A 24,614-nucleotide genomic window follows, 5' to 3' on the forward strand; every position below is an offset into this window, starting at 1 on the left:
CGTCGGACACGGAGTTGGTCTCTCAGTCCGACCCACCTCAATCCGACCCACAACGCGACCCACCTCAACGCGACAACAACTGCCACGCCAACCGGGCAGCCGCCCGGGCGCCGTGGCCGTCCACGTCGAAGCGCGGGTTGTATTCGGCCATGTCAGCCAACCGCAGCTTGCCGCTGGCCTTGATCCGCAGCACGATCTCTTCGACCACGGACATCGGCACCCCATAAGGCGCTGGCGCCGACACCCCGGGCATGACCGCCGCAGGCAACACGTCCAGGTCGATCGTCAGATACACATGGCGTGCGCGTGCCAGCAAGGCATCCACGTTGGCCAGCCGGGCCTCCAGGTGGCGTTCCTGCATATCGTGGTCTTCAACCCAGACCGCGCCGACCTCGGCCGCGCGGGCGTAGAGCGCCGGCGTATTGGCCAGCCGCGACACGCCAAGGCAGGCGTATTGCAACGCCTGGCCACGCGCCTCGCAATAGCGCGCGATCTGGTCGAACGGCGTGCCGGAACTGCCCGGGCGCCCGGTGCGCAAGTCGAAGTGGGCGTCCAGGTTCAGCACCAGGATGGGGTCCGTGTCGCCGCGGGCCTCCAGCCAGCGCGCCAGGCCCTGGAAACTGCCCCAGGCGATCTCGTGCCCGCCGCCCAGGACCAGCGGGCGCGCGCCCTGCTCCAGCAGTTCCGCCACACGCAGGCCCAGGCGCTCCTGGGCATCTTCCAACTGATCCCCCACGCACAAGACATCGCCCGCGTCCAGCAAACGCGTCATGCCATGCGCGGGCAGGCCCGCCATGAATTTGCGGATGCCGGCGGGGCCTTCGGCCGCGCCAACACGCCCCTGATTGCGCGCCACGCCCGCATCGCAGGCAAAGCCCAGCAACACGGGTTCGCCCTTTTCGGCCTGCCCTGCGGCGGCTTCGACAATATGCGCCAGGCGGCGCGTGTCGCCTTGCTCGGCGCTGTCGTCGCGCGCCTTCCACAGGCCCTTGTCCAATTGCGCAACGTTCATGCCGCCGCCCCCGCTCCGGCGCTCAGCACCGCCTGCAGGAATTCCCGCGTGCGCGCTTCGCGCGGCTGGCTGAAGATGACTTCCGGCGGACCCGACTCCAGGATCACCCCGCCATCCATCACGGCAACGACGTCGGCAACGTCACGGGCAAAGCCCATTTCGTGCGTCACGACCATCATCGTCATGCCCTCGCGGGCCAGCAGCTTCATCACTTGCAGCACTTCGCCCACCAGCTCCGGATCCAGCGCCGAGGTCGGCTCGTCGAACAGCATTACCTTAGGCTGCATGGCCAGCGCACGGGCGATGGCCACGCGCTGCTTTTGGCCGCCCGACAGGCTGGCCGGCATGGCCGCTGTCTTTTGCGACAAGCCCACTTTGCGCAGCAGGTCTTCGGCCAGCGCGTTGGCTTCGTCGCGGCCCATGCCGCGCAGCGTGCGCGGCCCGACCGTCACGTTATCCAGCACCGACAGATGGGGAAACAGGTTGAAGCCCTGGAATACCATGCCCACTTGCATGCGCAATTGGTTCAATTGCGCTTCCGGCAGCAGCATGCCGTCGTCCAGCAAGGCCTGGCCGCAAATATTCACGGTGCCGGCCTGCGCCACTTCCAACCCGTTGCAGCAGCGCAGCAAGGTGCTCTTGCCCGAACCGCTGGGCCCGATCACAACCACCACCTGCGAAGGCAGCACGTCGAAATCGATCCCGCGCAGCACGGCATGGTCGCCATAAGACTTATGCAGGCCGCGGATGCGGATCATTTCCTGCGGATTGCCGAACTGGCTCATTGCACCATCCCCCCGGCGCGCAGACGGTGTTCCACCTTGCGCAAAATAACCATGGCGGCGGTAGTCAGGACCAGATAGATCAAGGCCACCACCAGATACGTTTCCAGCGAGCGATACGACACGCTGATGATCTTCTGCCCTTCGTGCATCAGATCGTGGATGGTCAACAGCGACACCAGCGCCGAATTCTTGATCAGCGCGATGAACTCGTTGCCCAGCGGCGGAATCATCCGCACCACCGCCTGCGGCAGGATGATGATGCGCATGGCCTGCCCGGACGACATCCCCAGCGACCGCGCCGCTTCCGTCTGGCCGCGATCCACCGACTGGATCGCGCCGCGCACGATTTCCGACACGTAGGCGCCGGAATACATGCCCAGGCCCAGCACGCCGCAAGCGAACGCCGGCAGCGTCACGCCAAACTGCGGCAGGCCGAAGAACCAGATGAACAGCTGCACCAGCAAAGGCGTGCCGCGAAAGAGCAGCAGGTAGATGCTGCACAAGTGGTAGACGATGTGGCGCTGCGGGTTGAGCCGGCCAACGCCGACCAGCAGGCCGATGACGCAGCCCAGCAACAAGGCGCCGGCGGTCACCTCGACGGTGACCAACGCGCCACGCAGCAGCGCGTCGAAGTCGGCGAAGACGGGGGCGAAATCCAGGTTCATTTCGCGGGCGCCTCGAACCACTTGGTCACGATGGCCTGATAGCTGCCGTCGCTCTTCAACTTCTGCAGCGCGGCGTTCAGCTCACGGGTCAGTTCGGGCTTGCTCTTGGGCACGGCGATGCCGTAGTCCTCGGTGGTGACCTGGTCGTTCAGCACGGTCAGGCCGGTGGTGCTTTGCGCGAACAGCTTGGCGGCGGGCTTGCCCGTCACGGCGGCATCGGCGCGGCCGATCTGCACCAGGTTGAACATTTCCTGGTTCTTTTCAACTTCCACGCGCTGCACGGCGGGGAAGTGATCCTTCAGATAGTTGACCGACTTCGTGCCCACCTGCACCGACACCTTGCGGCCGTCCAGGTCCTTCAGCGTCTTGATGGGGCCGTCCGTCTTGGTCAGCACGACCAAGCCGCCCGCGTAGTAGGGGTCGGTGAAGTCCACGACTTTGCTGCGCTCGGGCGTGATGTAGATGGCCGACACGGCGATATCGGCGCGACCGGCTTGCAAGGCAGGGATCAAGCCTTTGAAGTCGATGTCGATCCATTCGACCTTCTTGCCCATGGCGCCTGCCAGCGCTTCGACCAGTTCAATATCGAAACCCGTGCGCTTGCCGTCTTTGACGAACTCCATCGGCGGGAAGGTGGCGTCGGTGACGGCGCGGATCGTTTCCTGGGCGTGCGCGGGGCCGGCGCTCCAGGCCAGGCCCAGCGTCAGGGCGGCGGTCAGCAATGTGCGGCGAGTGGTCATGGTCAGTCCTATGGGGAAGAGGTACGGCGATGAATACGGCGAGTGAATACGGCGGATGAATACGGCGAAAGAAGCGGTACAGCGTGGAATTCAAGAACACGGCGCAAGCCGGCAAACGCCCGGTCAGTGCGCCTTCAAACGGTCGGAAATGCGCCGGGCGGCGCCAACGGTCAGATCGATCAGCGCCTGGGGACGCTGCGCGGCGCGCGTGGAGGGCGCCATCAGCGTGATGGAGGCCACCGCCTGGTTGGGGCGCTGGAAGATGGGCACGCTGACGCCCCAGACGCCGGCATCGACTTCGCTGTCGGTCACGGCATAGCCTTGGGCCCGGATCGTTTCCAGTTCATCGGCCAGGCGGCCGGCATCCACGCCGGCTTCGGCGGCCAGATAGCCCAGCGCGGTCTGTAAGCGCGCCTGCGGCATGAACGCCAACAGGGATTTCGCCGAAGCGCCGCGCGCCAGCGGCAGGCCTCGGCCCTTGGTGAACGAGCAACGCAACGGGTGCTGGCTTTCCACCATGTCCAGGCAGACAGCCTGGTCCTTGACGGCCACCAGCAAGCCGATGGTTTCCCCGGAGGTGGCGGCCAACGCGGCCATGTCGGGCTGCGCTTCGTGGATCAGGAAGGACGACTGGTCAAAGCCCCAAGCCAGTTGCACGGACAGCGGCCCCGGACCATATTCGCCCTCGTGTTCGGCCACGAACCCCCACCGCTTCAGCAACGCCACCTGACGGTACAGCGTGCTTTGGGCCAGGCCGGTTTTCTCGGCTAGCGCGGCGATGGACAGGGTGCCGTCGTGCCTGGCCAAGGTGGCCAGCACATAAAGGACGCGATCCGCGCCTGCCCCCACCGAGGGATCCGACATCACTCTCAACTCCAATCAATATGGCGCTGAGATTATCAACTTTCGGCGAAATACCCGCTTTCAATTCCCGACTATTGAGAAATAACAGGGAAAACCCCGAATTTGATGATGAAAAAATGGCGCCCGAAGGCGCCAAACAGCCCGACATGGCCGGCGAACGGCGTCGGACGATACCCCGCAGGGGGCCGGTGACCGGTTTCAGGCCTGATGCGCTGTCGATCCCAGGATGCGTTCGGCGCAACGGGCCCAGTACAGCAGCCGGGCGTCCTCCTTGACGAAGCCCACCATCTGGAATCCCAGCGGCAAGCCGTTGGGTCCGCGCGCCACCGGCAACGTGATCGATGGGTTGTGCAATAGCGACCAGATGCGGATGAATGCCGAGCTGCCGGTGCTGCTGGCGGGCGGAGCTTCCCCCAGCGTGGACGGCATGACCACCGCATCGACGTCTCTCGCGGCGTCGTAGAACGCCCGCCGGCAGGCGTCGGCCGCGTCCAGGGCGCCGGCGTAATCGTCCGCCGACAATCCTTCGCCGAAGGTCAGATAGTCGATCAGGCCGGGATCGCACAAGGCGGCGTGATCGCGCTTGAGCGCCGCGTACTCGCGGGCCAGGTCGTAGGCCATGATCACGTCCTGCGCCTCGCCCATCGTCTCGAACGCCGCGGGCATGGCCAGCTCGGTCACCGTCACGCCCGCCGCGGACAATGCACGCAGGTTCGCCTCGAAGCGCTCGCGCATGCAGGGTTCGGTATCGGCCCAATCTTTAGGACGCCACACGCCTGCCCGGAAATCCGTCCGCAGCGGCAGGCTCGCGTCGTAGCGCGGGTCTCCCGTGAAGGCGCGCATGAACAGCGCCGCATCGTCCACGCTGCGGGAGATCGGCCCGATCACGTCCAACACCCGCGAGTAGCGGCGGATGCCGACGTAGGGAATGGCATCCAGCGTGGGCTTGAACCCTACCGCGCCGCAAAAGGCGGATGGCCGCAGGATGGATCCGGCGGTCTGCGTGCCGATGGACAGCGGCGTCATGAAGTCGGCGACCGCGGCGGCGGAGCCTGCGGACGATGCGGCGGGCGTGCGGCTCAGATCGTGCGGATTGCGCGCGGGCCCGGGCAGCATGATGGCGTGCCGCGACACCGTGTTTTTGCCCAGGACGTTGAAGCCCAGCGCATGCGCTTGCGCCACGACCGGCGCATCGGCCTGGGGTTGGCGCCCCGGAAAGATCTCCGGATCGCCCAGCTCGGTGGGCATGTCGGCGGTGTCGATCGTGTCTTTGATGCCGAGTGGCACGCCGTCCAGCAAGCGCTGGCGGCCGTGGCGGTCCCATTCGCGGGCCCGCGCCAGCGCACCGTCGGCATCCACCCGCACCCAGGCCTGGACGCCGGCGTTGCGTTCGTCGATCCGGTCCAGGCAGGCGCGCGCCCAGGCCTCGCAAGTCAAACTGCCCTGCGCAAGCGCGGCCAGCCCCTCGGTGGCGGTCAAGGCGGCAATGGCGCCGGGCGCAGGGCGGCGCACGGCGGACGCCGGGCGGTCAATCGTGTCGGAAGTGGGCAAGGTGCGGCTCCTGGATAAAGATTAAGGGTGGCGGGCTACGGCACGGCCGCCTCAGGCCGGCGGGCGGACATCGGTCGGCTGGCCGCCCCGCCCGATGTACAAATCGCTCATGTGCTGATTGGCCAGCAGCGCCTGCCCGGTGTCGGTCAGCACGATGCGGCCCGAATCCAGGATGTAGCCGCGGTCGCTGAACGCCAGCGCCTGGCGCGCGCGCTGCTCCACCATCAGCACGGCCACGCCAATCTGCGGCAAGCGGCGCACCTCGGCGAACACCTGCTCGGTCAACGCCGGCGACAGCGCGGCCGAGGGCTCGTCCAGCACCATCAGACGCGGTGAAGACATCAGCGCCCTGGCGAACGCCAGCTGCTGGCGTTCGCCGCCCGACAGGTTTTCGGCATGTGTCTTGCGGCGTCCGGCCAGGGCGGGAAACAGGTCGAACATGTCGCGGATGCGCTGATCGCGGCCCTGCACATGCTCGACCACCTGCAGGTTCTCCAGCACGGTCAGGGCGCCGAACACGTTGCGAACCTGGGGCACGTAAGAAATGCCAATGCGCACGCGTTCCTCGACGGGCAGCGCCAGCAAGTTCCGGCCGTCGAACGCCATCGCGCCCGCGATGCGCGGCAACAGCCCCATCACCGCCTTGACCAGCGTGGACTTGCCCGCGCCGTTGGTGCCGGCGATGGTGACGATCTCGTTGGCCGCCACGGTCATGTCGATGCCGCTGACGATGTCCACCTCGGCATAGCCGCCGGACAAGCCCTGCATGACGAGCAAACTCATATCACCCCTCCCATGTAGGCTTCGCGCACGCGCTCGTTGGCCAGCACGCTGTCCGGCGCGCCCTCTGCGATGACGCGCCCCCGGTCCATCACGTACATGCGGGGCACGATCCGCGCCAATTCATCCAGGTTGTGTTCGATGATCGCCACCGTCAGGCCACGCTGATTCAATTCCACGATGCGCGCGGACAGCTCCTCGATCAGCACCGGGTTGACGCCTGCAAACGGCTCGTCCAGCAGGATGCAGCGTGGCTCCAGCATCAGCAGCCGGCCCAATTCCAGCAGTTTCTTCTGGCCGCCCGACAACTTGCCGGCCGGCTCGTCAGCCACCCGCGACAGGTTCAGGAACGCCAGCAGTTCGTGCACGCGTTCGGCGTTGCGCGCCTCTTCGCGGGCCACTTCGCGGCGCGCGAAGACCAACGCCGCCAGCTTTTCGCCGCGCTGGTCGGGCGCCGCCGCCATCATGTTGTCAAAGACCGTCAATTGGCTGAATTCGCGCGGCACCTGGAACGTGCGCGCCAAGCCGCGGCGCACGCGTTGGTGCACGGCCACGCCGGTGATGTCTTCGTCCGCGAACCGCACGGACCCCGTGGTGGGCGGGATGTATCCGGTGACCACTGAAAACAGCGTGCTCTTGCCCGCGCCGTTGGTTCCGATCACCCCGACCAACTCGCCCCTGCGGACTTCGACCGTCACGTCGTCCAGGGCCTTGAAGCCGCCGAAACTGGCGCTTAGGCCGGTGATGGAAAGCAGCGTCATGCCTTTCTCCTGCGTGTGGAGGTATTGCCGAACAAGCCCTGCGGCCGATACAGCACCACGCAGATAAGCGCGATGCCGATGATGCCGATTCGTACACTGGCCATCTGGACTTCCGAGATGCCCCCCACGAAGTCCCGCACGAAACGCGACCCTTCCAGGAATCCGACCAGCAGCACCGTTCCGGCCACGACGCCGCTCAAGCGCCCGACACCGCCCAGGATGATGGCGATCCATATATAGAACGTGATCAGCGGCACGAACTGCTCGGGGCTGATGAAGGTCAGGTAGTGCGCCTGGAACGCGCCGGCCAGCCCGGCCAGCCCCGCCCCCAGCATCAGTGACCGCGTTTTGAACTTGGCCGGGTCCTTGCCCAGGGCGCGAACGGCAACCTCGTTGTCGCGCACCGCTTCGATGACGCGTCCGAAGGGGCTGCGGATCACCAGATGGATCAGCAGCAACGCGCCCGCGTTCACGGCCAACAGCAGCACCATGATCCACAGGTCCACGGTTTGCGGCGACGCCCAGCCCGCGAACAGACGTGGGATGCCGGGCAAGCCGTGCATGCCGCGCGTCAGCCATTCTTCGGTCTGCAAGACCATGCGCACGGATTCAGAGAACCCCAGGGTCACGATGGCCAGGTAGTCGCTGCCCAGGCGCAACGCGATCATGCCCAGCGGATAGGCCGCCAAGGCCGCGAACGCGGCGGCCGCAGCCATGGACACCGGCACCGGCACACCTTTTAACGACAGCAGGGCCGACGTGTACGCGCCGATCGCGAAAAAGCCGACGTGGCCGAAGTTGATCAACCCGGTGAACCCATAGTGCAGCGACAGGCCGAAGGCCAGCAGCATGTAGATCAGGATCCCGATGGCGATTGCAATCAGATAGGCTTCCATCATGTCACCTCGCCGCCATCGGCCGGCCGAAAATACCCTGGGGACGCAGCAGCAGCACGCACAACAGCACCGCGAACGCGAAGACGATCTTGTAGGCCGGCCCCACCACCAGGCTGGCGACTTCCTGGGCAATGCTGAACACCATGATCCCGACGATGGCGCCCACCGGATTGCCGATCCCGCCCAGGATCACCGCCGCGAACATGGGCATCAACAATTCCCATCCCAACTCGGGAATCACCACCGCTTTCACACCCAGCAGCACGCCGCCCAGGCCGCAATAGGCCCCGGCGATGCTCCACAGCGTGACCATCACGCGCCGTCCGCGGATGCCGCTGGCCGCCGCCAGCTCGGGGTTGTCGGCCACGGCCCGCATGCGGCGCCCGGTCGGCGTCATGTGCATCAGGGCGAAGACCAACGCCAGCGCCGCCACGGCGATGCCTACGATAGTGACGTCGGTCGGCAGGATCCGCACGCCGCCGAAGTTCCACGCCCGGGTCAGGGGAAGGTCAAAGGTGTACTGGTCTTGCCCGGCGAAGAAGGTGATCGTGCTGCGCAAGGCGAACGCGACGCCGATTGAAGCAATCAGCCGGGACACGTTGGACCGGGACTCCAGCGGCCGGAACACCCAGGCATAGAAAAAAAGGCTGACGGCGGTGGTCGCCGCGACGGCGGCCAGGCCGCCCGCCAGCATGGACCCGCCGGCCAGCGCCTGGGTGAAAACGGCCGTATAGGCTCCCAGCGTCATGTAGTCGCCGCTGGCGGCGTTGGGAAAGCGGGCAATGCCGAACACCAGCGTAATCGCCAGTGCCGGCAACGCCAGCAGCATCCCGATCACAACGCCGTTGATCCCGGCGTTGATGACGGTGATTGCATCCATCTTATGTTCCCCTTGGAATGGCCGTCAGACCTTGCCGGCGATGACTTCGTTAAGCACCAGCTTGCCGTCGCGGATGTCGAACACGCCGAAATCGGGCACGGTCTCGCCCTGCTTGCCGAAGTCCAGCCGCGAAGAGGCGCCGTCGTAATCCACCGGCTTGCCGGCGCGCAACAACGCCTGCCCCTGAGCAAAGCCGCTGACTTTTTCGCCGCCGCCCGCCCCGGTCACCGCGCGGATCTTGCCGTTGATGGCCGCCACATCCGCGCGGGCGCCCGCCGCCTCGATGGCCAGGGCCAGCGTGATCACCATGTCGTAGGACTGCGACGCGAAAATATCCGGCTCGCGCTTCGTGCGCTTGCGGAATTCGGCGGCAAAGCGCTTGTACGCCTGATGCTCGTGCGCCGCCACGTTCGAGATCGAAATGATGCCTTCCGTCGCCTCTTTGCCCAGCGCCTTGACCAGGTCTTCATTGGCGGTCCAACCCGGCATGATGAATTTGCAGTCCTGCCCGGTCTGGAACCATTCCTTCAGGATGATGGTGGCGTCGGGCCGGTACGCGCTTAGCGAAATCACATCGGGTTTGGACGCCAGCACCTTGTTCAGTTCGGTGCGGTACGTGGTCTGGTTGGGCTCGTAGACCGTGAACGCGCTGACGTCCCCGCCCTTCTCCCGCCACGCGTCGCGGAAATAGTTGGCCTGCCCGACAAAGGTGGAATTGTTGAACGCCATCACCGCCGGCCGCTTGAAGCCGCGCTGGCGCGCCACTTCGGCGAAGGCGCGGCCAAACACGGCATTGGACGCCTGGAACATCCACGCCAGCCCCTGCTTGTTCTCGGTCAGCATCTCGGGCGCGCCGCAGGTATTCATGGTGATGAGCCCCGCCGCATTCGTGATCGGCATGGCGGCCAGGCCCACCGACGACGGCCAGATGCCCACTACCGCTTCGGCCTTGTTGATTTCGATGAGCTTCTTCACCGCCAATACGGCGGCATCGGGTTTGGTCTGGTCGTCTTCGGCGTACAGCTGAATCTGCCGGCCTGCCGCGCCGCCCGCGGCGTTCACTTCCGCAATGGCGATCTTGATAGCCTCCAGCATGGCGGGGCCATACGGCCCGCCAACGCCAGTGATGGAATTGAGCGCGCCCAATCGGAACGGCGGAGCCGCCTGGGCCTGCGCCCAGGCCAGGCCGGGCATCGCGCCTGCCGCGGCCAGCGCGGCGCTGGCGGCGAGGAAATCGCGTCGGGAAAGATGAGTAGGCTGCGTCATGAAGGTTCCTTGCGGCGTGAACATCGTTGTTCAACTTCGAATAGCCGCCGGCGCGTGCCACGCCGGCGTCCCCTGTAGCTTGGATGCGACTTCGGTACTGCCTGCTGCGGGTGTCGGGACTACGCGATCACCCCCCGCGCGCGCATGCCCGCGATCTTGTCTTCGGGTACGCCGAAGCGCCGCAGCACGTCGTCGGTGTGCTGGCCCATCAGCGGCGCCGCGGTCCGCAAGGCGCCCGGCGTCCGCGAGAACTTGGTGGGGATGCCGATGGTCTTCATCACCCCCAGCGCGGGGTGGTCCAGTTCCTGCACCATGCCGCGGGCCAGATAGTGCGGGTCTTGCATCGCCTGGCCGAAATCGTTGATGGGCCCGCAAGGCACCGAGGCCCGTTCGCAGCGCGCGATCCATTCCGCCGCGTCGGCACGGGCGAACTCGGCCTCAAGAATGGGTTCCAGCTCGGCGATATTCGCCAGCCGGTCGGAGTTGGTGACGAAGCGCGGGTCGGTGATCAGTTCGGGGCGCTCCAGCACATCGGCGCACAGGCGTTCCCAGGTGCGCTGGTTGGCCGCGCCGATCATGATGAAGCCCTGGCGCGTGCCGAACGCCTGGTACGGCGCGGACACGCGATGGCGGCTGCCCGTGCCCTGCGGCACGGTGCCGTCGGCGAAGTAGGCCGCGGCCTCCCACACGAACCACGGCAAGCCGCATTCGGCCAGCGCGATATCGATGTGCTGGCCTTCGCCCGTCTTCATCTGGTGGATGCAGGCGGCCAGGATGGCGTAGACCGCCGTCAGCCCCGCGCCCACGTCATAGATGGCAATGCCGGATTTAAGCGGCCTTCCTCCCGGTTCGCCCGTCATGCTCATGATGCCGCTCATGCCTTGCGCCACCAGGTCGAAGCCGCCCTTGCCCGCATACGGCCCGGACTGCCCATAGCCGGAGATCGAGCAATACACCAGGCGCGGATTGATCCCTGAAAGCGTCTCGTAGTCCACACCCAAAGACCGGGTCACGCCCACGCGGTAATTCTCGACCACCACGTCGGCCCACCGCGCCAGCGCATACAGCACCTCGCGCGCCTCCGGGTCTTTCAAGTTCAGCGCGATGCCCTGCTTGTTGCGGTTGATCTGCGCGAAGCAGGTGGATTCCCCGTTCACATAGGGGCCCATCTCGCGGGAGTCGTCGCCCGTGCCGGTCTTCTCGACCTTGATCACTTCGGCGCCCAGGTCGGCCAGCACCATCGTGCAATACGGGCCGGCCATGATCTGGGACAGATCCAGGATCTTGATGCCGGCCAAGGGGGATGCAGCGTGAGTCATGTCGGATCCGTCTGGGGTCGGTGGCCGGGTCAACGGCCGGTAAATTCGGGAACCTGCTTGCGGGCGAACGCCTCGCGTCCGCGCCGATAATCTTCGGTGCCAAAACAGGCATAGGCCTCGCGGCGTTCGGCGTCGGTCAGCGGGCGGCCGGTGCGCAACTGGCTGACGAACCGCTTGTGCCAGCGGTTCACCAGCGGCGCGGCGGCGGCGATACGGGCCGCCGCGGCATAGGCCTGTTCAACGACGTGTTCGTCATCGACGACGCGGCTCAGCAGGCCCTTGGACATCGCTTCCTCGGCGCCGAAGACATGGCCTTCCAGCAGGATCTCCAAGGCCCGGGTGGCGCCGATAACCGCGATCAGGTCCGCCAATTCCTGGTGGTCGACGGTCAGGCCGATCCGATTGACGGGAATGCCGTATCGGCTGCCGCGCCCGGCGATCCGGATGTCGCACAACGCGGCCAACTCCAACCCGCCCCCCACGCACACGCCTTCGATGCAGGCCAGCGTCGGATGGCGCAAGTGCTTCAGCTGGTCGGTCATGGACAGTGTGAAGGCGGCATAGTCCGCGGCTTGCGCCACGCCGTCGCGGTCATCGCCAAAGCCCGCAATATCGCTGCCTGCGCAAAAAGCGCCGCCCGCGCCGCGCAGCACCACGCAACGCACGGCATCATCCGCATCCAGTTCGCCCATGACGCGGCCGAAATCCCGGTACATGTCCAACGTAAAGGCGTTGCGCTTGGCCGGACGGTTCATCAGCACGGTGGCCACGCCGTCCGGCTCACGGCTCAGATCGATGCTCATGCCGCCTCCTCCAGCCGCAGCTCGGTGCCTTGCAGCACCACGCGGCCGTCCAGGGCCAGCGTGGCGTCCGTGACAATGGTGTCGTAATGCGCCGCCGCTTTGACCGTGCCGCCGATATAGGCGCTGGTACCCAGCGCCAGTTGGATCGATCCGTAAACGGACTCATCCGACAGCATGGTGCCGTCCAGCTCGCAACGCGGATTCATGCCCACGCCCAGTTCGCCCAGGTTGTAGACCAGCGGGTCGTTGAAACTGGCCAGCAGGTCGCGGAACTGACGGGCCACCGCCCCGCCCTCGATCGCGACGGCCATCCCTTTCTCGATATAGATGCGCACCGGTTCGTCGCGGATCAGTGATACGCCAGGAATGCTGGCGTTCACCACGATCACCCCCTCGGCCGTCCCTTCCACCGGCGCCAGACTGGACTCCAGGCAATACCCGGCTGAAATGTCGGTCGTATTGGCGAAACCGTGCAGCGCCCGGCCCCGGCGGCCGGCAATGCTCATCGTGACGTCCGTGCCCAGCGCGGTCGTCACCCGGGCCGTGTCCGCCCGCGTCAGGGCGTCGGCCAGGCCTTCTATCTGTGGCCGCAACGCATCGAAGTCAGCGTCCCAGCCTTCGGCCAGGAAGAAATCGGCCTGATGCGATTCCGGCAGGACGATGACGCCCACACCGGCACGGGTGGCCTGTTGGCGCGCATCCGTATGCGCGGCATTGGCGCGAGTCAGCGCGATCACCAGGTCCGCTGCCCGCATGGCCTGGGCGACCACGGGAGAAAACTGGCGGCCGTGACGCGTGGAGCCGGCGATCTGCAACAGATTCAACCCCGCGCCCGCCTCATCGACGGCGATGGCCAAGGGCTCGACATTGTGGTCGGTATGCAGGTCGTACAGCACCAGCACTTCCATGCCGGGCCGGGCGGCGCCCAGTTGGCTGACGACTTTGCGGGCGTTCTTCAGTTTCAACAAGGTATGCATGAATTCCCCCTTTATGCCGCGCGTGGCGTGCCGCGTGTGGCGTACCGGCTGCCGGCGGGCCGTTGGCCACGACGAAGTGAAGTCACTATATTCTTGTGCGTTTTATTGTGTCAACGTCAATTTACAATTTAGCATTCTTGATTGTGCACAATCTTGAGTTCAAAATAATGCTATGCTTGCCGCGACTTAATCCAGGTGCCTTCATGCCCACAAAACGCGCCAATCCCCCCTCTGACGCGGCCCCGACAGAACCGCGCAAAACGGCCTCGACCCACGACGTCATTCGCGACCTGCGCGAACGCATTGCCTCGCAAGCGTTGCTACCCGGCACCCGCGTGCCCGAAGAGGATCTGGCCCAGGCCTACGACATTCCTCGCGCCAAGGCGCGTGAAGTACTGGCCACGCTGGAAGACCGGGCACTGGTGGAACGGGTGCCCAACAAGGGCGCGGTCGTGGCGCTGGTTGACATGGAAACCACGTATCGCCTTTATCAGGTACGAGAGGCGCTGGACGGGTTAGCGGTGCGGCTGGCAATCGCCAATGCGACGCCCGCCGATTGGGAAGCCATGCAGGCGCTGTTGGGCGAGCCTTTCGAGCAAAGCCTGAAAAACGGCGACATCGAGGCCCACGTGGCCACGATTGAACAATTCCGCAATCACGTCAAAGAGCTGGCGGGCAACCCCGTGCTTAGCGACATGATCGAGCGCATCTACGACCGCACCCGCGTGTCGATGCGCCGCGTGGCGTTGCTGCCGGGCCGCTCAGAAATGGGAATCAAGCAATACCGCGCCCTGCTGGACGCGATGGTTCGCGGCGATGCCGACGAAGCCGAGCGCTGCGTGCGCGAATTGAACGCCAGCGCCCGCGACTATATCGAGCGGTATAAGAACTACGTCATCTAAGCGGCGACGACAGTCGCGGCGGCGCGGCCCGGCCAGCATTGGCTGGCCGCCCGCGCCGGCGGGCCTCAGGGCGAGGCCGGCGTATCGTAGTTGTTCAGCCGCACGCCCGACACGCCGCCCACGCTGGGCGATGCCGCCGGTGCGGACGCGGCTGCGGGGGCAGGCGTGGGCGCGGGCTGCGCCTGAGGCGCCGCCGTCGGGGTAACTGCTTGCGGCGCCGGCGCCATCTGCGCGCCTTCGGGGGCCGGATTCGCCGCCCGGCGCGCGCGCTTGGCGTCATCGGCGCTGGCCACCAGCGCCGTCAGTTCGGTCGCCAGAGAGGCCGACTTGCCGGTGCGCGCCCAGTCGGCCGCGCTTTGCCCCTTCAAATCGCGCGTCGTCACATCGGCGCCCGATTTCAGCAGCAGGTCCACCATCGCTTTGTTACCGCCCAGCGCCGCCATCATCAGCGGTGTCTCGCCGCCGGGCGCCGGGGCATTAACGATCGCCTTCCTGGACAGCAGCAGCCGTGCCATCTCCATCTGCCCCTTGGACGCCGCGTAGTGCAACGGCGTCCAACCCAGCCGGTTAACCTGGGCGCCGCGTGCAATCAGATGTTTCGCCCGCTCGGTCTGACCGGCGATCGCCAGGTACATCAGCGGCGTCTCGCCCGCCGGATTCTCGGCATTCACGTCGGTGCGCTTGTCGGCGGCGATCACGTCGAACACCTTCCAGGCGCCGTCCACCACTGCGCGCATCAATGCGGGCTGGCCGTTCTGGTAGCGCACGTTGGGATCCGACCCCTGGGCCAGCAGTTCTTTGATGTCGTTGGGATAGTCGTTGGCGACGTAGACCCACCAATCGCCGGCGTTGGCGGCGTGCGCCGCAGGCGCCGCCAATCCGACGGCCAGCGCCAGCAGCGCTCCCCGGCAATGCGACAACAGGACGTGACGAGCGGTCGAAGCGTGGGCGGTCATGGCTATCCTAGCGTTCACATTAATAAAAAGGGTTAACTTATTTCTCTATCTGCTTGAAAAGACGAAAGAAATTTTCCGTAGATGCCTGTGCCACCTCGGCCGCCGTGATGCCTCTGAGGTCGGCGATCTTTTCGGCCACATGGATCACCTTGGACGGGTCGTTAAGCTTGCCCCGATACGGCACGGGCGCCAGATACGGCGAGTCGGTCTCGATCAGCAGACGGTCCAGCGGCACCTTGGCCGCCACTTCGTGCACCACCTGGGCGTTCTTGAACGTGACAATGCCCGACAGCGAAATGTAGAAATTCTGATCCAGCGCAGCTTGCGCCACTTCCCAATTCTCGGTGAAGCAGTGCATGACCCCGCCCACCTCCGACGCGCGCTCTTCTTGCAGCATGCGCACCGTGTCCTCGGCGGACGAACGCGTATGAACGATCAGCGGCAAGCCCGTATCGCGGGCGGCGCGGATGTGGCGGCGGAAGCGTTCGCGCTGCCAATCCAGCGGCTCCGACAACCGGTAGTAATCCAGCCCGGTCTCGCCGATGGCCACGACCTTCGGATGTTCGGACAGCCGGGCCAGCTCTTCCGGGGTGGGGTCCGGCGTGTCTTCGTAATCGGGATGCACGCCCACCGAAGCCCACAGATTGCGATGCGGCTCGACCAGCGCCATCAGGCCGGGCCATTCGGGCATGTTGACGCTGACGACCAGCGCGTGGGTCACCTGGTTGGCGGCCATCCGGTCAAGGATGGCCGGCAGATCAGCGGCCAGTTCCGGGAAATTCAAATGGCAGTGGGAATCGACGTACATGTTTTGACTACGAAAAAAGAGCCGCGGCGCCTCGTTCCGTTTGCGGAAGAAGCACCATGGGATCAGGGACTTACGCCTGGCAGGATAGCACCACGCGTTGCAGGGTGGCGTGCGCGAAAAGCTTGGCGTTCAGCGGATGGGTGGCCAGGGCGCGCTGCCGCGTCAGCCAGCGCGCGGCTTCGGCCACGCGCGCCTTGTCCATGCGGGCGGCAACCTGGGCAACGCCCACCGCCAGCGCCGGAAAGTAGCGCACCGGCGCCGCCGCGCTAGCCAGCATCAGGTCGGTATAAACGCGTTGCAACGCATCGATCCATTCGCTGGCCGACACCTTTTCCAGCAATTCAGCCAACGTGCCGACATCGGGCGACTGGCCCTGCGCAAGCGGGCCGATCAGCTGTTGCAACCACGGCGGGCAGGGTGCATCACCCGCCTGCGCCAGGCGCAGCGCAGCCAAGGGCGCGCCGCCGGCTGCCGCCAGCCATTCCTTCGCGGGCTCGACATTCTGCCCGCGCAGCCATTGCAGCGCGGTATCCGGATCCGGCGCCGGCAGCGGCAAACGCCGGCAGCGCGACACCAACGTCGGCAACAGGCGGTCCGGGGCATCGGCCACCAGCAGGAACACCGTATGCGGGGGCGGCTCTTCCAAAACCTTGAGCAACGCGTTGGACGACACCACGTTCAGCGCGTGCGCCGGATACAGCAGCGCCACGCGCCATCCGCCCCGGTGCGTCGCGGTGTTGAACCACGATTCCAGTGAACGGATCTGGTCGATGCGGATTTCCTTGGACGGCGCACGCTTGGCGGGTCCGGTGGCGGGTTCGGCGTCTTCAGCGGGTTCGGCGGCGTCAGCCCCCTCTTCCACGGCCACGGCTTCGGGCCGGATACGGCGCAAGTCGGGGTGGTTGCCGCTGGCAAACCAGGCACAGGCCGCGCAATGCCCACAAGCCAGGCCGTTGTCGGGCGTCTCGCACAGCAGGCTTGCTGCCGCGGCGATCGCGAAGTCCAGTTTGCCGATGCCGGCCAGGCCGTGCACCAGCCAGGCATGGGCGAAACGGTCGCGATTGCCCAGCCAGGATCGCGCCGTGTCCATCTGCCAAGGCAGGAATTGGGGGGCGCTCATGCGTCGGCGGCCAACAGTGCGCGCAGCCCGGCTTCCAGTTCCTTGCGGATCTGTTCGATGGACTGCGTGGAATCCACGATATGGATGCGGCCGGGGTCGGCCTTCGCGCGGGCGTGATAGGCCTCGCGAGTGCGCTCGAAGAATGCCGCGCCCTCGCGTTCGAAACGATCCGGTTCGCGCGCATCGGCCAACCGGGCGCGCGCCACATCCAGCGGCACATCGAAAAGCCAGGTGCGGTCGGGCTGGCCCGCCTGCATCCATGTTTCCAGCACGGCTATGCGCGCAGCGCCCAAGCCGCGCCCGCCGCCCTGGTAGGCGTAGGTGGCGTCGGTATAGCGGTCGCACACGACCCACGCGCCGCGCGCCAACGCCGGTTCGATCACTTGGCGCGCATGCTCACAGCGGGCCGCGAACATCAGCAGGGTTTCGGTGTCCAGACCCATGGTGTCGGTCAACACCAGGGCACGCAGCTTCTCGCCCAGCGGCGTGCCGCCGGGTTCGCGCGTGGACACCACGTCCACACCCTGGCCACGCAAAAAGTCCGCGATCCAGACGGTGTGCGTGCTTTTGCCCGCGCCGTCCACGCCCTCAAGCGTAATGAAGCGTCCGCGTGAGGTCATTGATCTTGTCCTTGTGCTGTTTCGGATTGGGTGCCGGGGTTTGCGCCAGCGGCCTGGCCATCATCGGCGGGCGTCGCGGCGGAGGCGTTCGGAGCTCCGGCGGGCGCCGGCGCGGCAGCGGGCGCCGGCACCGCGGTCGGACGCACGGTCTGGCCCTGGCCCAGGATGTACCGCGAAACGTTGCGATTGTGCCCCGACAGGTTCTCCGCGAATTCGCTGGTGCCGTTGCCCCGCGACACGAAGAACAGGTACTTGTGCTGTTCAGGCTGCACCGCGGCCAGCAGCGCCGCCCGGCCCGCCGCCGCGATCGGCGTGGGCGGCAGGCCCGGCCGGGTATAGGTGTTCCACGGGGTATCGGTTTGCAGGTCGCGCTTGCGGATCCGTCCCTGGTAGTTCTCGCCCATTCCGTAGATGACGGTGGGATCGGTCTGCAGCAACATGCCGATCTTCAAGCGGTTGGTGAACACGCCGGACACGCGGCGGCGGTCGGGGCCGTGGCCCGTTTCCTTTTCGATGATCGACGCCAGCACCAACGCTTCGTAAGGCGTGGCGACCGGCAGGTCGGACTGGCGCTTGGCCCAGGTGTCCTGCAGGATGCGCTGCCCTTCCTGATAGGCGCGGCGCAGCAGATCGTAATCGGTGCTGCCGGGCGTGAAGACATAGGTGTCCGGAAAGAACAGCCCTTCGGGGTGCTTGATGTCCGAGCCCAGGCGTTCCATCAGCGCTTCATCGCTGACGTCGCCCAAAGTCTGCTTGATGTCGGGATTCTCGCGCAGCGCCTGGCGGATCTGGCGGAATGTCCAGCCTTCCAGGAAGGTAATCTGGCGCTGGGTCATGTCGCCCCGCGCCAGCCGCTCCAGCAGCAACAAGGGCGTATCGCCGTTGATGGCCTGATACCCCCCGGCCTTCATCAGCTTGTCCTGTTCCGTCAGGCGCGCCATCCAGACAAAGCCCGGTTCCCACATCGGCACGCCGACCGCATTGAGCGCGCGCGCAACCGCGCGCGGGCTGCTGCCCGGGTCCACTACAAAATCGATCCTGTCGGCCGGTAACTGCATGGGCCGGTGCATCCAGCTCCATGCGGCGCCCACGGCCGCCGCGGCGGCAATCACGATGAGCAGGAATGACCACAAGACGTAAAAACGGAGTCGCTTCTTCATAAGTCCCAGAAGTTTAATGGATCGCGCGGAACTGTCGCGGCAAAAGTGGGGCCGGGGTGCCCGCGAGGCCCTGCGGCCGTCGGGGGCTTGCCTTCTGCCCCAGGGGGAAGACGGCTATCATCTGCACTTTGATGTTGCGATCACACCGCCGCCATGCACGCTTTCTACAATTCGATCCCTGTCCGCGCGGAAGGTTGCGCGCAATGCGCGCCGCTGGATGATTTTGTCGTCTTCAGCGCTTCCGGCGCCGACGCGCTGCCCTTCCTGCACGGCCAGCTTACGCAGGACGTTACCGGCCTGCCCGCCGACGCCGCCCGCCTGGCGGGCTATTGCACCGCCAAGGGCCGCCTGCTGGCCACCCTGGTGATGTGGCGCGCCGCCCCCGGCGCGGAAGATGGCCCGCAACTCTATGGCCTGGTGCGCCAGGACCTGTCGCAGGCCTTGCTCAAGCGCCTGTCGATGTTCGTGCTGCGGGCCAAGGTCAAACTGGCCGCCGCCCCGCTGCACGTCGCCGGTGTCCAGGCATCGCCTGCGGAGGCCGCCGCGCTGGAAGCCGTGGCCGGCGCCTTGCCCCGCGGCGCCTGGCAACGCGCCGACCTGCCGTCCGGCACCTGGATCGCGGCGCCGTCCGCCGACGGCCGCCTGCGCTGGTGGTGGATCGCCTCCGACGAGCAACTGGACCAGGCCGCCCCGCTGGCTGCCGCATTGGGCTTGGCGCCGGCCTCGCAATGGCAAGTGGCTGACCTGGCCGCCGGCATCCCCTGGATCGCCGCGGCCACGCAAGACGTCTTCATCCCGCAGACCGTCAACCTTGAGCTTATTCAGGGCGTGAGCTTCACCAAGGGCTGTTATCCGGGCCAGGAAGTCGTGGCGCGCAGCCACTATCGCGGCACCGTCAAACGCCGCATGGCCTACGGCACCATCGCCGACGCCAGCCTGCAAGGCGCGGCGCTGGCTGGCGTGGACGTGTTCGACGCCACCCAGCCCGGCGAACCCATCGGCCGCATCGTGGATGCCGCCAGCGAAGCCGGCTTGGCGTCCGTGCTGTTCGAAACCACGCTGGCCGCCTTGCCCGAAGGCGATCTGCGCCTGGGCGCGGCGGACGGCCCCCGCATTGCTGCGGCGCCGCTGCCGTACTCGATCTTGCCTTAAGCGTTTTCGCCCGGCGTCGGCCCTACACGGCCACGCCGAACAATGCGCCAACGGCGGCGGTCGCCGCCATCGCCAACGCGCCCAGCACCGTCACGCGCAACGCGGCCGGGCCTTTGGGCGCGCCCCCGGCGCCTGCGGCCAAGGCGCCAAGCGCGGCCAGGCAGGCCACCGACGTGCCGATCACCCAAGGGATCAACTGCGGCAAAGGCGCGGTCGCCGCCACCACCAGCGGCAATGCGGCGCCCCCCGCGAACGACGCCGCCGAAGCCACCGCGGCTTGCACGGGCTGCGCCCGGTTGTGGATCGAAATGCCCAGTTCGTCACGCGCGTGCGCATCCAGCGCGTCATGACGCGTCAACTGGCGCGCCACCTGCCCCGCCAGGTCACGCGTCAGGCCGCGTCCCACATAGATGTCCACCAATTCAGCCAGCTCTTCTTCCGAGTTGCCCTTCAGCGAACGCTGCTCCAGGCGCAGGTCGGCGGCCTCGGTATCGGCCTGCGACCGCACTGACACGTATTCGCCTGCCGCCATCGACAGCGCCCCCGCCACCAGGCCGGCCAGGCCCGACGTCAGGATGGCGCCATGCGTGGCCTGCGCCGCCGCCACACCGGTGATCAGGCTGGCGGTGGAGACGATGCCGTCGTTGGCGCCCAGCACGGCGGCGCGCAACCAGTTGCTGCGGAAAATCCGATGATGTTCTTTTGAAGGCATTGCGCGGTACCCAAACGGCGCGTGACAAGTGCGGCATGCGCCCGGCCGCCAAGGCCGGACGCGCACCGCGCCGCATTCATCGCGGCGTCACGCGTACCGCGGTAAGCAAGCCTATCACGCACATCGTGGCCTGCTCGCCTTCATACGCATGCACTTCGACCTGGCAGATGGACAGGCGCTTGCCCGGCTTCACCACCCGGCCGCTGGCCACAAAGCGGTCGCCCTTGGCCGGCGCCAGGAAGTTCATCTTGAACTCCGAGGTCAGGACGTCTTCGCCGGGCCCGAACAGCGTGTAGGCCGCATAGCCGCCCGCGCTATCGGCGATCGTCGTCGAAATGCCCGCATGCAAAAAGCCGTTCTGCTGGCACAGGTCGGCGCGGTAAGGCAGCACGATGTCCACCCTGCCCGGCTCCACCACGTCCAGCCCGGCGCCCAGCAGCCGCATGATGCTTTGCTGGTCGAAACTGGCCTTGACCCGTGCGGCCGGGTCGGACGGCGAGTGATGCCCGGCCATGTCAGTCCTGCTCGCGCTTGACCAGGTTGACGATGCTGGAAAAGTCCAGCTTGCCCGATCCGCCCGAGCTATGCAGCGAATACAGGTTGCGCGCCAGTTCGCCCAACGGGATGGAGGCGCGCGCCGACAGCGCCGCCTCGGCCGCCAGGCCCAGGTCCTTCAGCATCAGGTCCACGCCAAAGCCGCCCGCATAGCCTTTGGACGCCGGCGCATGGTCCATGACGCCCGGCCACGGGTTGTAGAGTTCGGTGGCCCAGTTGCGGCCTGAACTCTTGGCAATGATGTCGGACAGCACCTTCGGGTCCAGGCCGTTGGCCACGCCCAGCGCCAGCGCCTCGGACGTGCCCGCCATCAGGATGCCCAGCAGCATGTTGTTGCAGATCTTGGCCACTTGGCCGGCGCCTGCGGGGCCGGCGTGGAAGATGTTCTTGCCCATCTTCTCCAGCACGGGGCGCGCGCGCTCCAGCGCGGCGTCCTGCCCGCCGACGATGAACGTCAGCGTGCCGGCGGCCGCGCCGCCGGTGCCGCCCGACACCGGCGCGTCGATCATGGCGATGCCGCGCACGTCGGCCGCCTGCGCCACCTTGCGCGCGGAATCCGGCGCGATGGTGCTGCACTCGATGACCAGGGCGCTGGATGGGATCTTGCCCAGCAGGTCTTCGCCCAGATACAGGCCTTCCACGTGCTTGCTGGCCGGCAACATCGAAATCACCACGTCGGCGCCCTTGACGGCTTCGGAGGCGGATGCTGCCGCCTTGGCGCCAGCGTCGGTCAACAGCTTGACGGCGGCCGGCACCAGGTCGAACACCGTCAGGGTGTGGCCAGCCTTGACCAGATTCAATGCCATGGGCGCGCCCATGTTGCCCAAACCGATAAACGCGATACTGCTCATGATGTCTTGTCTCCTGTTGCTATTGCTGTAGGTATGGATTCATCGTGACCTGCATGACGGAAATCTTGGGTGGCCGGTCCACGGTGCGAACCGGCCGGCGCGTCAACGCCCTTCCTGGCCCAGATCGGCCAGGGGATGCGGCTCGCCTTCGGGCCACGGTTCTTCGAAGAACTTCTGCACCCAGGCGTCGGTCGCCATGTCCATGACCGCCGGATTCCAGCGCGGATTCTTGTCTTTGTCGACCAACAAAGCACGGATGCCCTCGGCAAAGTCACCGTGCGCCGTGCAGGCCAGCGCGGCGATGTACTCGGCGCGGAACACGTCGTCCAGCGACCGCAAGCGCGTGCGCTGCTGCAAGGCGAACGCCAGGCGCACCGACCCCGGCGAACCCGCCAGCATCGTCGTCGCCGCGCGCGCCAGCCAGGGATCGGCGTGATCCTTCAGCAGCGCCAGCTCTTCGTAGATCTCGTCCAGCCGGTTGCCGTTGCACAGGTTGTTGATCTGGAACGAATGCTGGCGCAGAGGGCCCGGCTCCAGCGGCGTCTGCGGCTCCAGCGCGGTCAACGCGCGGCGCAGCAGTCCATCGTTCAACGAACGCGGCGCCAGCGACGTTTCCGTCGCGCCCGCGCCCTGGCCGGCCCAGGGTTGCTCTTCCAGCGACGCCAGCAACTTCGGCCAATCCGCGTGGTTCAGGCGGAAATCCGCCAGCCCCGCGAAGAAGGCGTCGGCGGTGTTCACGTGCGCGCCCGTCAAGGCCAGGAACAGGCCGATGCGGCCCGGCATGCGGTTCAGCAGCCAACTGCCGCCCACATCGGGGAACAGGCCGATGGACACTTCCGGCATCGCCAGCCGCGAGGTCTCGCTGACCACGCGATGGCTGGCGCCCATCATCAGGCCGATACCGCCGCCCATGACGATGCCGTGGCCCCAGCACAGCACGGGCTTCGGATAGGTATGGATGCGGTAGTCCAACCGGTACTCGTGCTCGAAGAAGCGGCGCGCATACGCATTGCTCCAACCGCTCTTGCCCTGGTTCTCGCCCATGCTGCGGTACAGGCCGTGCAGGTCGCCGCCGGCGCAGAACGCCTTCTCGCCCGCGCCTTGCAGCACCACCAGCGCCACGCCCGGGTCGCGCGCCCATTCGTCCAGACGCCCCGCCAGCAAGTCCACCATTTCCAGCGACAGGCCGTTCAGGGTCTGCGGCGCATTCAGCGTCGCGATCCCGAACCGCATGCCGTTCGCCGCACTTCTTTCTTCGAACAACACCGGTGCATTCATCTTATGTCGGCTCCTTTTTCCAACAATTGGCGGGCAATGATCACGCGCATGATCTCGTTGGTGCCCTCCAGAATCTGATGAACGCGAGTATCGCGCACCAGACGCTCCAAGGGATAGTCCCGCAAGTATCCATAGCCGCCATGAATCTGTTGCGCGTCCAGGCAAATCTGGAAGCCCATATCCGTCGCGAAGCGCTTGGCCATGGCGCAGTAGGTCGCTGCATCCGGCGCGCCCGCATCCAGCTTGCAAGCGGCCAGGCGCACCATCTGGCGCGCCGCCACCAGGTGCGTGGCCATGTCGGCCAATTTGAACTGCAAGGCCTGGAATTCCGCCAGGCGGCGGTTGAACTGCCGGCGCTCGTCCATATAGCGGCGGGCGGCGTCCAGGGCGCCCTGCGCCGCGCCGACCGAGCAGGTGCCGATGTTGATGCGGCCACCATCCAGGCCCTTCATGGCGATCTTGAAGCCCTCGCCTTCCTGGCCCAGCAGGTTGCCAGCCGGCACGCGCACGTTCTCGAACGTGATGGGGCGCGTGGACTGGCTGTTCCAGCCCATCTTTTCTTCCTTGCGGCCATAGCTGATACCCGGCGTATCGGCAGGCACGGCGAACGCGCTGATACCGCCCGCCCCCTCGCCCCCGGTCCGCGCCATCACCACCAGCAGATCGGTATCGCCGCCGCCCGAAATAAAGGCCTTGGCCCCGTTCAGAACATAGTCATCGCCGTCGCGCTGCGCCCGGGTGGACAGCGATGCGGCATCGGAACCGGCGCCCGGCTCGGTCAGGCAATACGAGGCCAGCTTCTGGCCGCTGGCCAGCAATGGGCCCCAGGCCTCGCGCAGCGCGGGCTGTCCCCACTTGCCGACCATCCAGGTGGCCATGTTGTGGATCGTCAGGAACGCGGTCGTCGACGGGTCCACCGCCGCCATTTCCTCGAACACCAGCGTGGCATCCAGGCGCGGCAGGCCCAAACCGCCGATCTCTTCACTGGCGTAGATGGCGCAGAAGCCCATCTCGCCCGCCCGGGCGAAGGCTTCGCGCGGAAAAATGCCCTCGGCGTCCCAGCGCGCCGCATGGGGCGCCAGCTCGCCTTCGGCGTAGTCGCGGGCGGCCTGCGCGAACGCGCGCTGCTCGTCGGTCAGTTCCAAGTCCACAGCCTGTCTCCTGTTGTCATCGGTATTGTCTGTTGGCGTTGCTGCCGCCT

General features: G+C 66.5%; 26 protein-coding genes. 2 read left to right on the top strand and 24 right to left on the bottom strand.

The window, feature by feature from the left end:
• Positions 1 to 64 precede the first annotated feature (64 nt).
• The 14 genes from hutG to ACI0FO_RS06470 all read right to left on the bottom strand — a co-directional run bounded on the left by hutG (position 65) and on the right by ACI0FO_RS06470 (position 13,299).
• On the bottom strand, positions 65 to 1,012 hold the full coding sequence (gene hutG / locus ACI0FO_RS06405) for a formimidoylglutamase (protein ID WP_416025079.1): 948 nt from the start codon (positions 1,010 to 1,012) through the stop codon (positions 65 to 67).
• A complete protein-coding gene (locus ACI0FO_RS06410) occupies positions 1,009 to 1,797 on the bottom strand; it encodes an amino acid ABC transporter ATP-binding protein (protein ID WP_416025081.1) in 789 nt (262 codons plus the stop codon). The genes hutG and ACI0FO_RS06410 overlap by 4 nt, the downstream gene beginning before the upstream one ends.
• Positions 1,794 to 2,462, bottom strand: coding sequence for an amino acid ABC transporter permease (locus tag ACI0FO_RS06415; protein ID WP_416025083.1), 669 nt, complete (start codon positions 2,460 to 2,462; stop codon positions 1,794 to 1,796). The genes ACI0FO_RS06410 and ACI0FO_RS06415 overlap by 4 nt, the downstream gene beginning before the upstream one ends.
• Entirely contained in the window at positions 2,459 to 3,202 is a 744-nt protein-coding gene (locus tag ACI0FO_RS06420) for a transporter substrate-binding domain-containing protein (RefSeq protein ID WP_105559656.1), read from the bottom strand. Before ACI0FO_RS06420 ends, ACI0FO_RS06415 begins: the two co-directional genes overlap by 4 nt.
• A gap of 123 nt (positions 3,203 to 3,325) precedes the next feature.
• Positions 3,326 to 4,066 carry an IclR family transcriptional regulator gene (locus tag ACI0FO_RS06425; RefSeq protein WP_416025085.1) on the bottom strand — a complete coding sequence of 247 codons (741 nt, stop codon included), beginning with the start codon at positions 4,064 to 4,066 and terminating at the stop codon, positions 3,326 to 3,328.
• Between the two features lie 198 nt (positions 4,067 to 4,264).
• Positions 4,265 to 5,617, bottom strand: coding sequence for an amidase (locus ACI0FO_RS06430; protein ID WP_416025086.1), 1,353 nt, complete (start codon positions 5,615 to 5,617; stop codon positions 4,265 to 4,267).
• Between the two features lie 51 nt (positions 5,618 to 5,668).
• Positions 5,669 to 6,400, bottom strand: coding sequence for an ABC transporter ATP-binding protein (locus ACI0FO_RS06435; protein WP_416025088.1), 732 nt, complete (start codon positions 6,398 to 6,400; stop codon positions 5,669 to 5,671).
• Entirely contained in the window at positions 6,397 to 7,158 is a 762-nt protein-coding gene (locus tag ACI0FO_RS06440; protein WP_416025089.1) for an ABC transporter ATP-binding protein, read from the bottom strand. Before ACI0FO_RS06440 ends, ACI0FO_RS06435 begins: the two co-directional genes overlap by 4 nt.
• Positions 7,155 to 8,057 (bottom strand): branched-chain amino acid ABC transporter permease, encoded by a 903-nt coding sequence (locus tag ACI0FO_RS06445; RefSeq protein ID WP_199196934.1) that lies wholly within the window; start codon positions 8,055 to 8,057, stop codon positions 7,155 to 7,157. The genes ACI0FO_RS06440 and ACI0FO_RS06445 overlap by 4 nt, the downstream gene beginning before the upstream one ends.
• A 1-nt stretch (position 8,058) precedes the next feature.
• Positions 8,059 to 8,934, bottom strand: coding sequence for a branched-chain amino acid ABC transporter permease (locus ACI0FO_RS06450; RefSeq protein ID WP_416025091.1), 876 nt, complete (start codon positions 8,932 to 8,934; stop codon positions 8,059 to 8,061).
• A 24-nt stretch (positions 8,935 to 8,958) separates the two neighbouring features.
• Positions 8,959 to 10,200: an ABC transporter substrate-binding protein gene (locus tag ACI0FO_RS06455; RefSeq protein WP_416025093.1), complete on the bottom strand. Its 1,242-nt coding sequence runs from the start codon at positions 10,198 to 10,200 to the stop codon at positions 8,959 to 8,961.
• Between the two features lie 119 nt (positions 10,201 to 10,319).
• Positions 10,320 to 11,519 carry a CaiB/BaiF CoA transferase family protein gene (locus tag ACI0FO_RS06460; RefSeq protein WP_416025095.1) on the bottom strand — a complete coding sequence of 400 codons (1,200 nt, stop codon included), beginning with the start codon at positions 11,517 to 11,519 and terminating at the stop codon, positions 10,320 to 10,322.
• 29 nt (positions 11,520 to 11,548) lie between these two features.
• The gene (locus ACI0FO_RS06465; protein WP_416025096.1) at positions 11,549 to 12,322 is read right to left on the bottom strand and encodes an enoyl-CoA hydratase/isomerase family protein; all 774 of its coding nucleotides are present in this window, start codon (positions 12,320 to 12,322) and stop codon (positions 11,549 to 11,551) included.
• Positions 12,319 to 13,299 carry an aminopeptidase gene (locus tag ACI0FO_RS06470; RefSeq protein WP_416025098.1) on the bottom strand — a complete coding sequence of 327 codons (981 nt, stop codon included), beginning with the start codon at positions 13,297 to 13,299 and terminating at the stop codon, positions 12,319 to 12,321. The genes ACI0FO_RS06465 and ACI0FO_RS06470 overlap by 4 nt, the downstream gene beginning before the upstream one ends.
• Before the next feature lie 203 nt (positions 13,300 to 13,502).
• Between ACI0FO_RS06470 and ACI0FO_RS06475 the strand changes: the two genes are divergently transcribed.
• Complete coding sequence (locus ACI0FO_RS06475) at positions 13,503 to 14,201, top strand: GntR family transcriptional regulator (RefSeq protein WP_416025100.1); 699 nt, start codon at positions 13,503 to 13,505, stop codon at positions 14,199 to 14,201.
• Between the two features lie 65 nt (positions 14,202 to 14,266).
• Here ACI0FO_RS06475 and ACI0FO_RS06480 read toward each other — a convergent pair whose 3' ends face one another.
• The 5 genes from ACI0FO_RS06480 to mltG form a co-directional block, all read right to left on the bottom strand.
• Positions 14,267 to 15,157 (bottom strand): ankyrin repeat domain-containing protein, encoded by an 891-nt coding sequence (locus ACI0FO_RS06480; RefSeq protein WP_416025101.1) that lies wholly within the window; start codon positions 15,155 to 15,157, stop codon positions 14,267 to 14,269.
• Between the two features lie 37 nt (positions 15,158 to 15,194).
• Positions 15,195 to 15,965, bottom strand: coding sequence for a TatD family hydrolase (locus tag ACI0FO_RS06485; RefSeq protein ID WP_416025103.1), 771 nt, complete (start codon positions 15,963 to 15,965; stop codon positions 15,195 to 15,197).
• A gap of 70 nt (positions 15,966 to 16,035) precedes the next feature.
• Positions 16,036 to 17,085: a DNA polymerase III subunit delta' gene (gene holB, locus ACI0FO_RS06490; RefSeq protein ID WP_416025105.1), complete on the bottom strand. Its 1,050-nt coding sequence runs from the start codon at positions 17,083 to 17,085 to the stop codon at positions 16,036 to 16,038.
• Entirely contained in the window at positions 17,082 to 17,705 is a 624-nt protein-coding gene (gene tmk / locus ACI0FO_RS06495; RefSeq protein ID WP_416025107.1) for a dTMP kinase, read from the bottom strand. The genes holB and tmk overlap by 4 nt, the downstream gene beginning before the upstream one ends.
• Positions 17,702 to 18,865 (bottom strand): endolytic transglycosylase MltG, encoded by a 1,164-nt coding sequence (gene mltG, locus ACI0FO_RS06500; RefSeq protein ID WP_416025109.1) that lies wholly within the window; start codon positions 18,863 to 18,865, stop codon positions 17,702 to 17,704. Before mltG ends, tmk begins: the two co-directional genes overlap by 4 nt.
• Positions 18,866 to 19,018: 153 nt before the next feature.
• Between mltG and ACI0FO_RS06505 the strand changes: the two genes are divergently transcribed.
• Entirely contained in the window at positions 19,019 to 20,017 is a 999-nt protein-coding gene (locus tag ACI0FO_RS06505; RefSeq protein ID WP_416025111.1) for a YgfZ/GcvT domain-containing protein, read from the top strand.
• A gap of 22 nt (positions 20,018 to 20,039) precedes the next feature.
• On the opposite strand, the gene ACI0FO_RS06510 is transcribed toward ACI0FO_RS06505, so the two are convergent.
• The 5 genes from ACI0FO_RS06510 to ACI0FO_RS06530 form a co-directional block, all read right to left on the bottom strand.
• Positions 20,040 to 20,729: a VIT1/CCC1 transporter family protein gene (locus ACI0FO_RS06510; RefSeq protein WP_416025113.1), complete on the bottom strand. Its 690-nt coding sequence runs from the start codon at positions 20,727 to 20,729 to the stop codon at positions 20,040 to 20,042.
• Positions 20,730 to 20,805: 76 nt separating this feature from the next.
• Positions 20,806 to 21,243 (bottom strand): PaaI family thioesterase, encoded by a 438-nt coding sequence (locus ACI0FO_RS06515; RefSeq protein ID WP_416025115.1) that lies wholly within the window; start codon positions 21,241 to 21,243, stop codon positions 20,806 to 20,808.
• Between the two features lies 1 nt (position 21,244).
• Positions 21,245 to 22,135, bottom strand: coding sequence for a 3-hydroxyisobutyrate dehydrogenase (gene mmsB / locus ACI0FO_RS06520; RefSeq protein WP_416025117.1), 891 nt, complete (start codon positions 22,133 to 22,135; stop codon positions 21,245 to 21,247).
• A 102-nt stretch (positions 22,136 to 22,237) separates the two neighbouring features.
• Complete coding sequence (locus ACI0FO_RS06525; protein ID WP_416025119.1) at positions 22,238 to 23,413, bottom strand: enoyl-CoA hydratase/isomerase family protein; 1,176 nt, start codon at positions 23,411 to 23,413, stop codon at positions 22,238 to 22,240.
• Positions 23,410 to 24,564, bottom strand: a complete 1,155-nt coding sequence (locus ACI0FO_RS06530; RefSeq protein WP_416025121.1) for an acyl-CoA dehydrogenase family protein — start codon at positions 24,562 to 24,564, stop codon at positions 23,410 to 23,412. The genes ACI0FO_RS06525 and ACI0FO_RS06530 overlap by 4 nt, the downstream gene beginning before the upstream one ends.
• Positions 24,565 to 24,614 lie beyond the last annotated feature (50 nt).

The sequence above is a fragment of the Achromobacter marplatensis genome (assembly GCF_049060505.1).
GTDB lineage: Bacteria > Pseudomonadota > Gammaproteobacteria > Burkholderiales > Burkholderiaceae_B > Achromobacter > Achromobacter marplatensis_A.

Bases quoted from the DNA above. Each gene is read 5' to 3' on its own strand.
- ACI0FO_RS06465 (WP_416025096.1), bottom strand. From the start codon at position 12,322: ATGAGCATCGATCTGAGCCGTGAGCCGGACGGCGTGGCCACCGTGCTG.
- ACI0FO_RS06480 (WP_416025101.1), bottom strand. From the start codon at position 15,157: ATGACCGCCCACGCTTCGACCGCTCGTCACGTCCTGTTGTCGCATTGC.
- tmk (WP_416025107.1), bottom strand. From the start codon at position 17,705: ATGACCTCACGCGGACGCTTCATTACGCTTGAGGGCGTGGACGGCGCG.
- ACI0FO_RS06415 (WP_416025083.1), bottom strand. From the start codon at position 2,462: ATGAACCTGGATTTCGCCCCCGTCTTCGCCGACTTCGACGCGCTGCTG.
- ACI0FO_RS06510 (WP_416025113.1), bottom strand. From the start codon at position 20,729: ATGCCTTCAAAAGAACATCATCGGATTTTCCGCAGCAACTGGTTGCGC.
- mltG (WP_416025109.1), bottom strand. From the start codon at position 18,865: ATGAAGAAGCGACTCCGTTTTTACGTCTTGTGGTCATTCCTGCTCATC.
- ACI0FO_RS06450 (WP_416025091.1), bottom strand. From the start codon at position 8,934: ATGGATGCAATCACCGTCATCAACGCCGGGATCAACGGCGTTGTGATC.
- ACI0FO_RS06440 (WP_416025089.1), bottom strand. From the start codon at position 7,158: ATGACGCTGCTTTCCATCACCGGCCTAAGCGCCAGTTTCGGCGGCTTC.
- ACI0FO_RS06425 (WP_416025085.1), bottom strand. From the start codon at position 4,066: ATGTCGGATCCCTCGGTGGGGGCAGGCGCGGATCGCGTCCTTTATGTG.
- ACI0FO_RS06435 (WP_416025088.1), bottom strand. From the start codon at position 6,400: ATGAGTTTGCTCGTCATGCAGGGCTTGTCCGGCGGCTATGCCGAGGTG.
- ACI0FO_RS06455 (WP_416025093.1), bottom strand. From the start codon at position 10,200: ATGACGCAGCCTACTCATCTTTCCCGACGCGATTTCCTCGCCGCCAGC.
- ACI0FO_RS06420 (WP_105559656.1), bottom strand. From the start codon at position 3,202: ATGACCACTCGCCGCACATTGCTGACCGCCGCCCTGACGCTGGGCCTG.
- mmsB (WP_416025117.1), bottom strand. From the start codon at position 22,135: ATGAGCAGTATCGCGTTTATCGGTTTGGGCAACATGGGCGCGCCCATG.
- ACI0FO_RS06470 (WP_416025098.1), bottom strand. From the start codon at position 13,299: ATGCATACCTTGTTGAAACTGAAGAACGCCCGCAAAGTCGTCAGCCAA.
- ACI0FO_RS06475 (WP_416025100.1), top strand. From the start codon at position 13,503: ATGCCCACAAAACGCGCCAATCCCCCCTCTGACGCGGCCCCGACAGAA.
- ACI0FO_RS06525 (WP_416025119.1), bottom strand. From the start codon at position 23,413: ATGAATGCACCGGTGTTGTTCGAAGAAAGAAGTGCGGCGAACGGCATG.
- ACI0FO_RS06460 (WP_416025095.1), bottom strand. From the start codon at position 11,519: ATGACTCACGCTGCATCCCCCTTGGCCGGCATCAAGATCCTGGATCTG.
- ACI0FO_RS06515 (WP_416025115.1), bottom strand. From the start codon at position 21,243: ATGGCCGGGCATCACTCGCCGTCCGACCCGGCCGCACGGGTCAAGGCC.
- ACI0FO_RS06485 (WP_416025103.1), bottom strand. From the start codon at position 15,965: ATGTACGTCGATTCCCACTGCCATTTGAATTTCCCGGAACTGGCCGCT.
- ACI0FO_RS06445 (WP_199196934.1), bottom strand. From the start codon at position 8,057: ATGATGGAAGCCTATCTGATTGCAATCGCCATCGGGATCCTGATCTAC.
- holB (WP_416025105.1), bottom strand. From the start codon at position 17,085: ATGAGCGCCCCCCAATTCCTGCCTTGGCAGATGGACACGGCGCGATCC.
- hutG (WP_416025079.1), bottom strand. From the start codon at position 1,012: ATGAACGTTGCGCAATTGGACAAGGGCCTGTGGAAGGCGCGCGACGAC.
- ACI0FO_RS06410 (WP_416025081.1), bottom strand. From the start codon at position 1,797: ATGAGCCAGTTCGGCAATCCGCAGGAAATGATCCGCATCCGCGGCCTG.
- ACI0FO_RS06505 (WP_416025111.1), top strand. From the start codon at position 19,019: ATGCACGCTTTCTACAATTCGATCCCTGTCCGCGCGGAAGGTTGCGCG.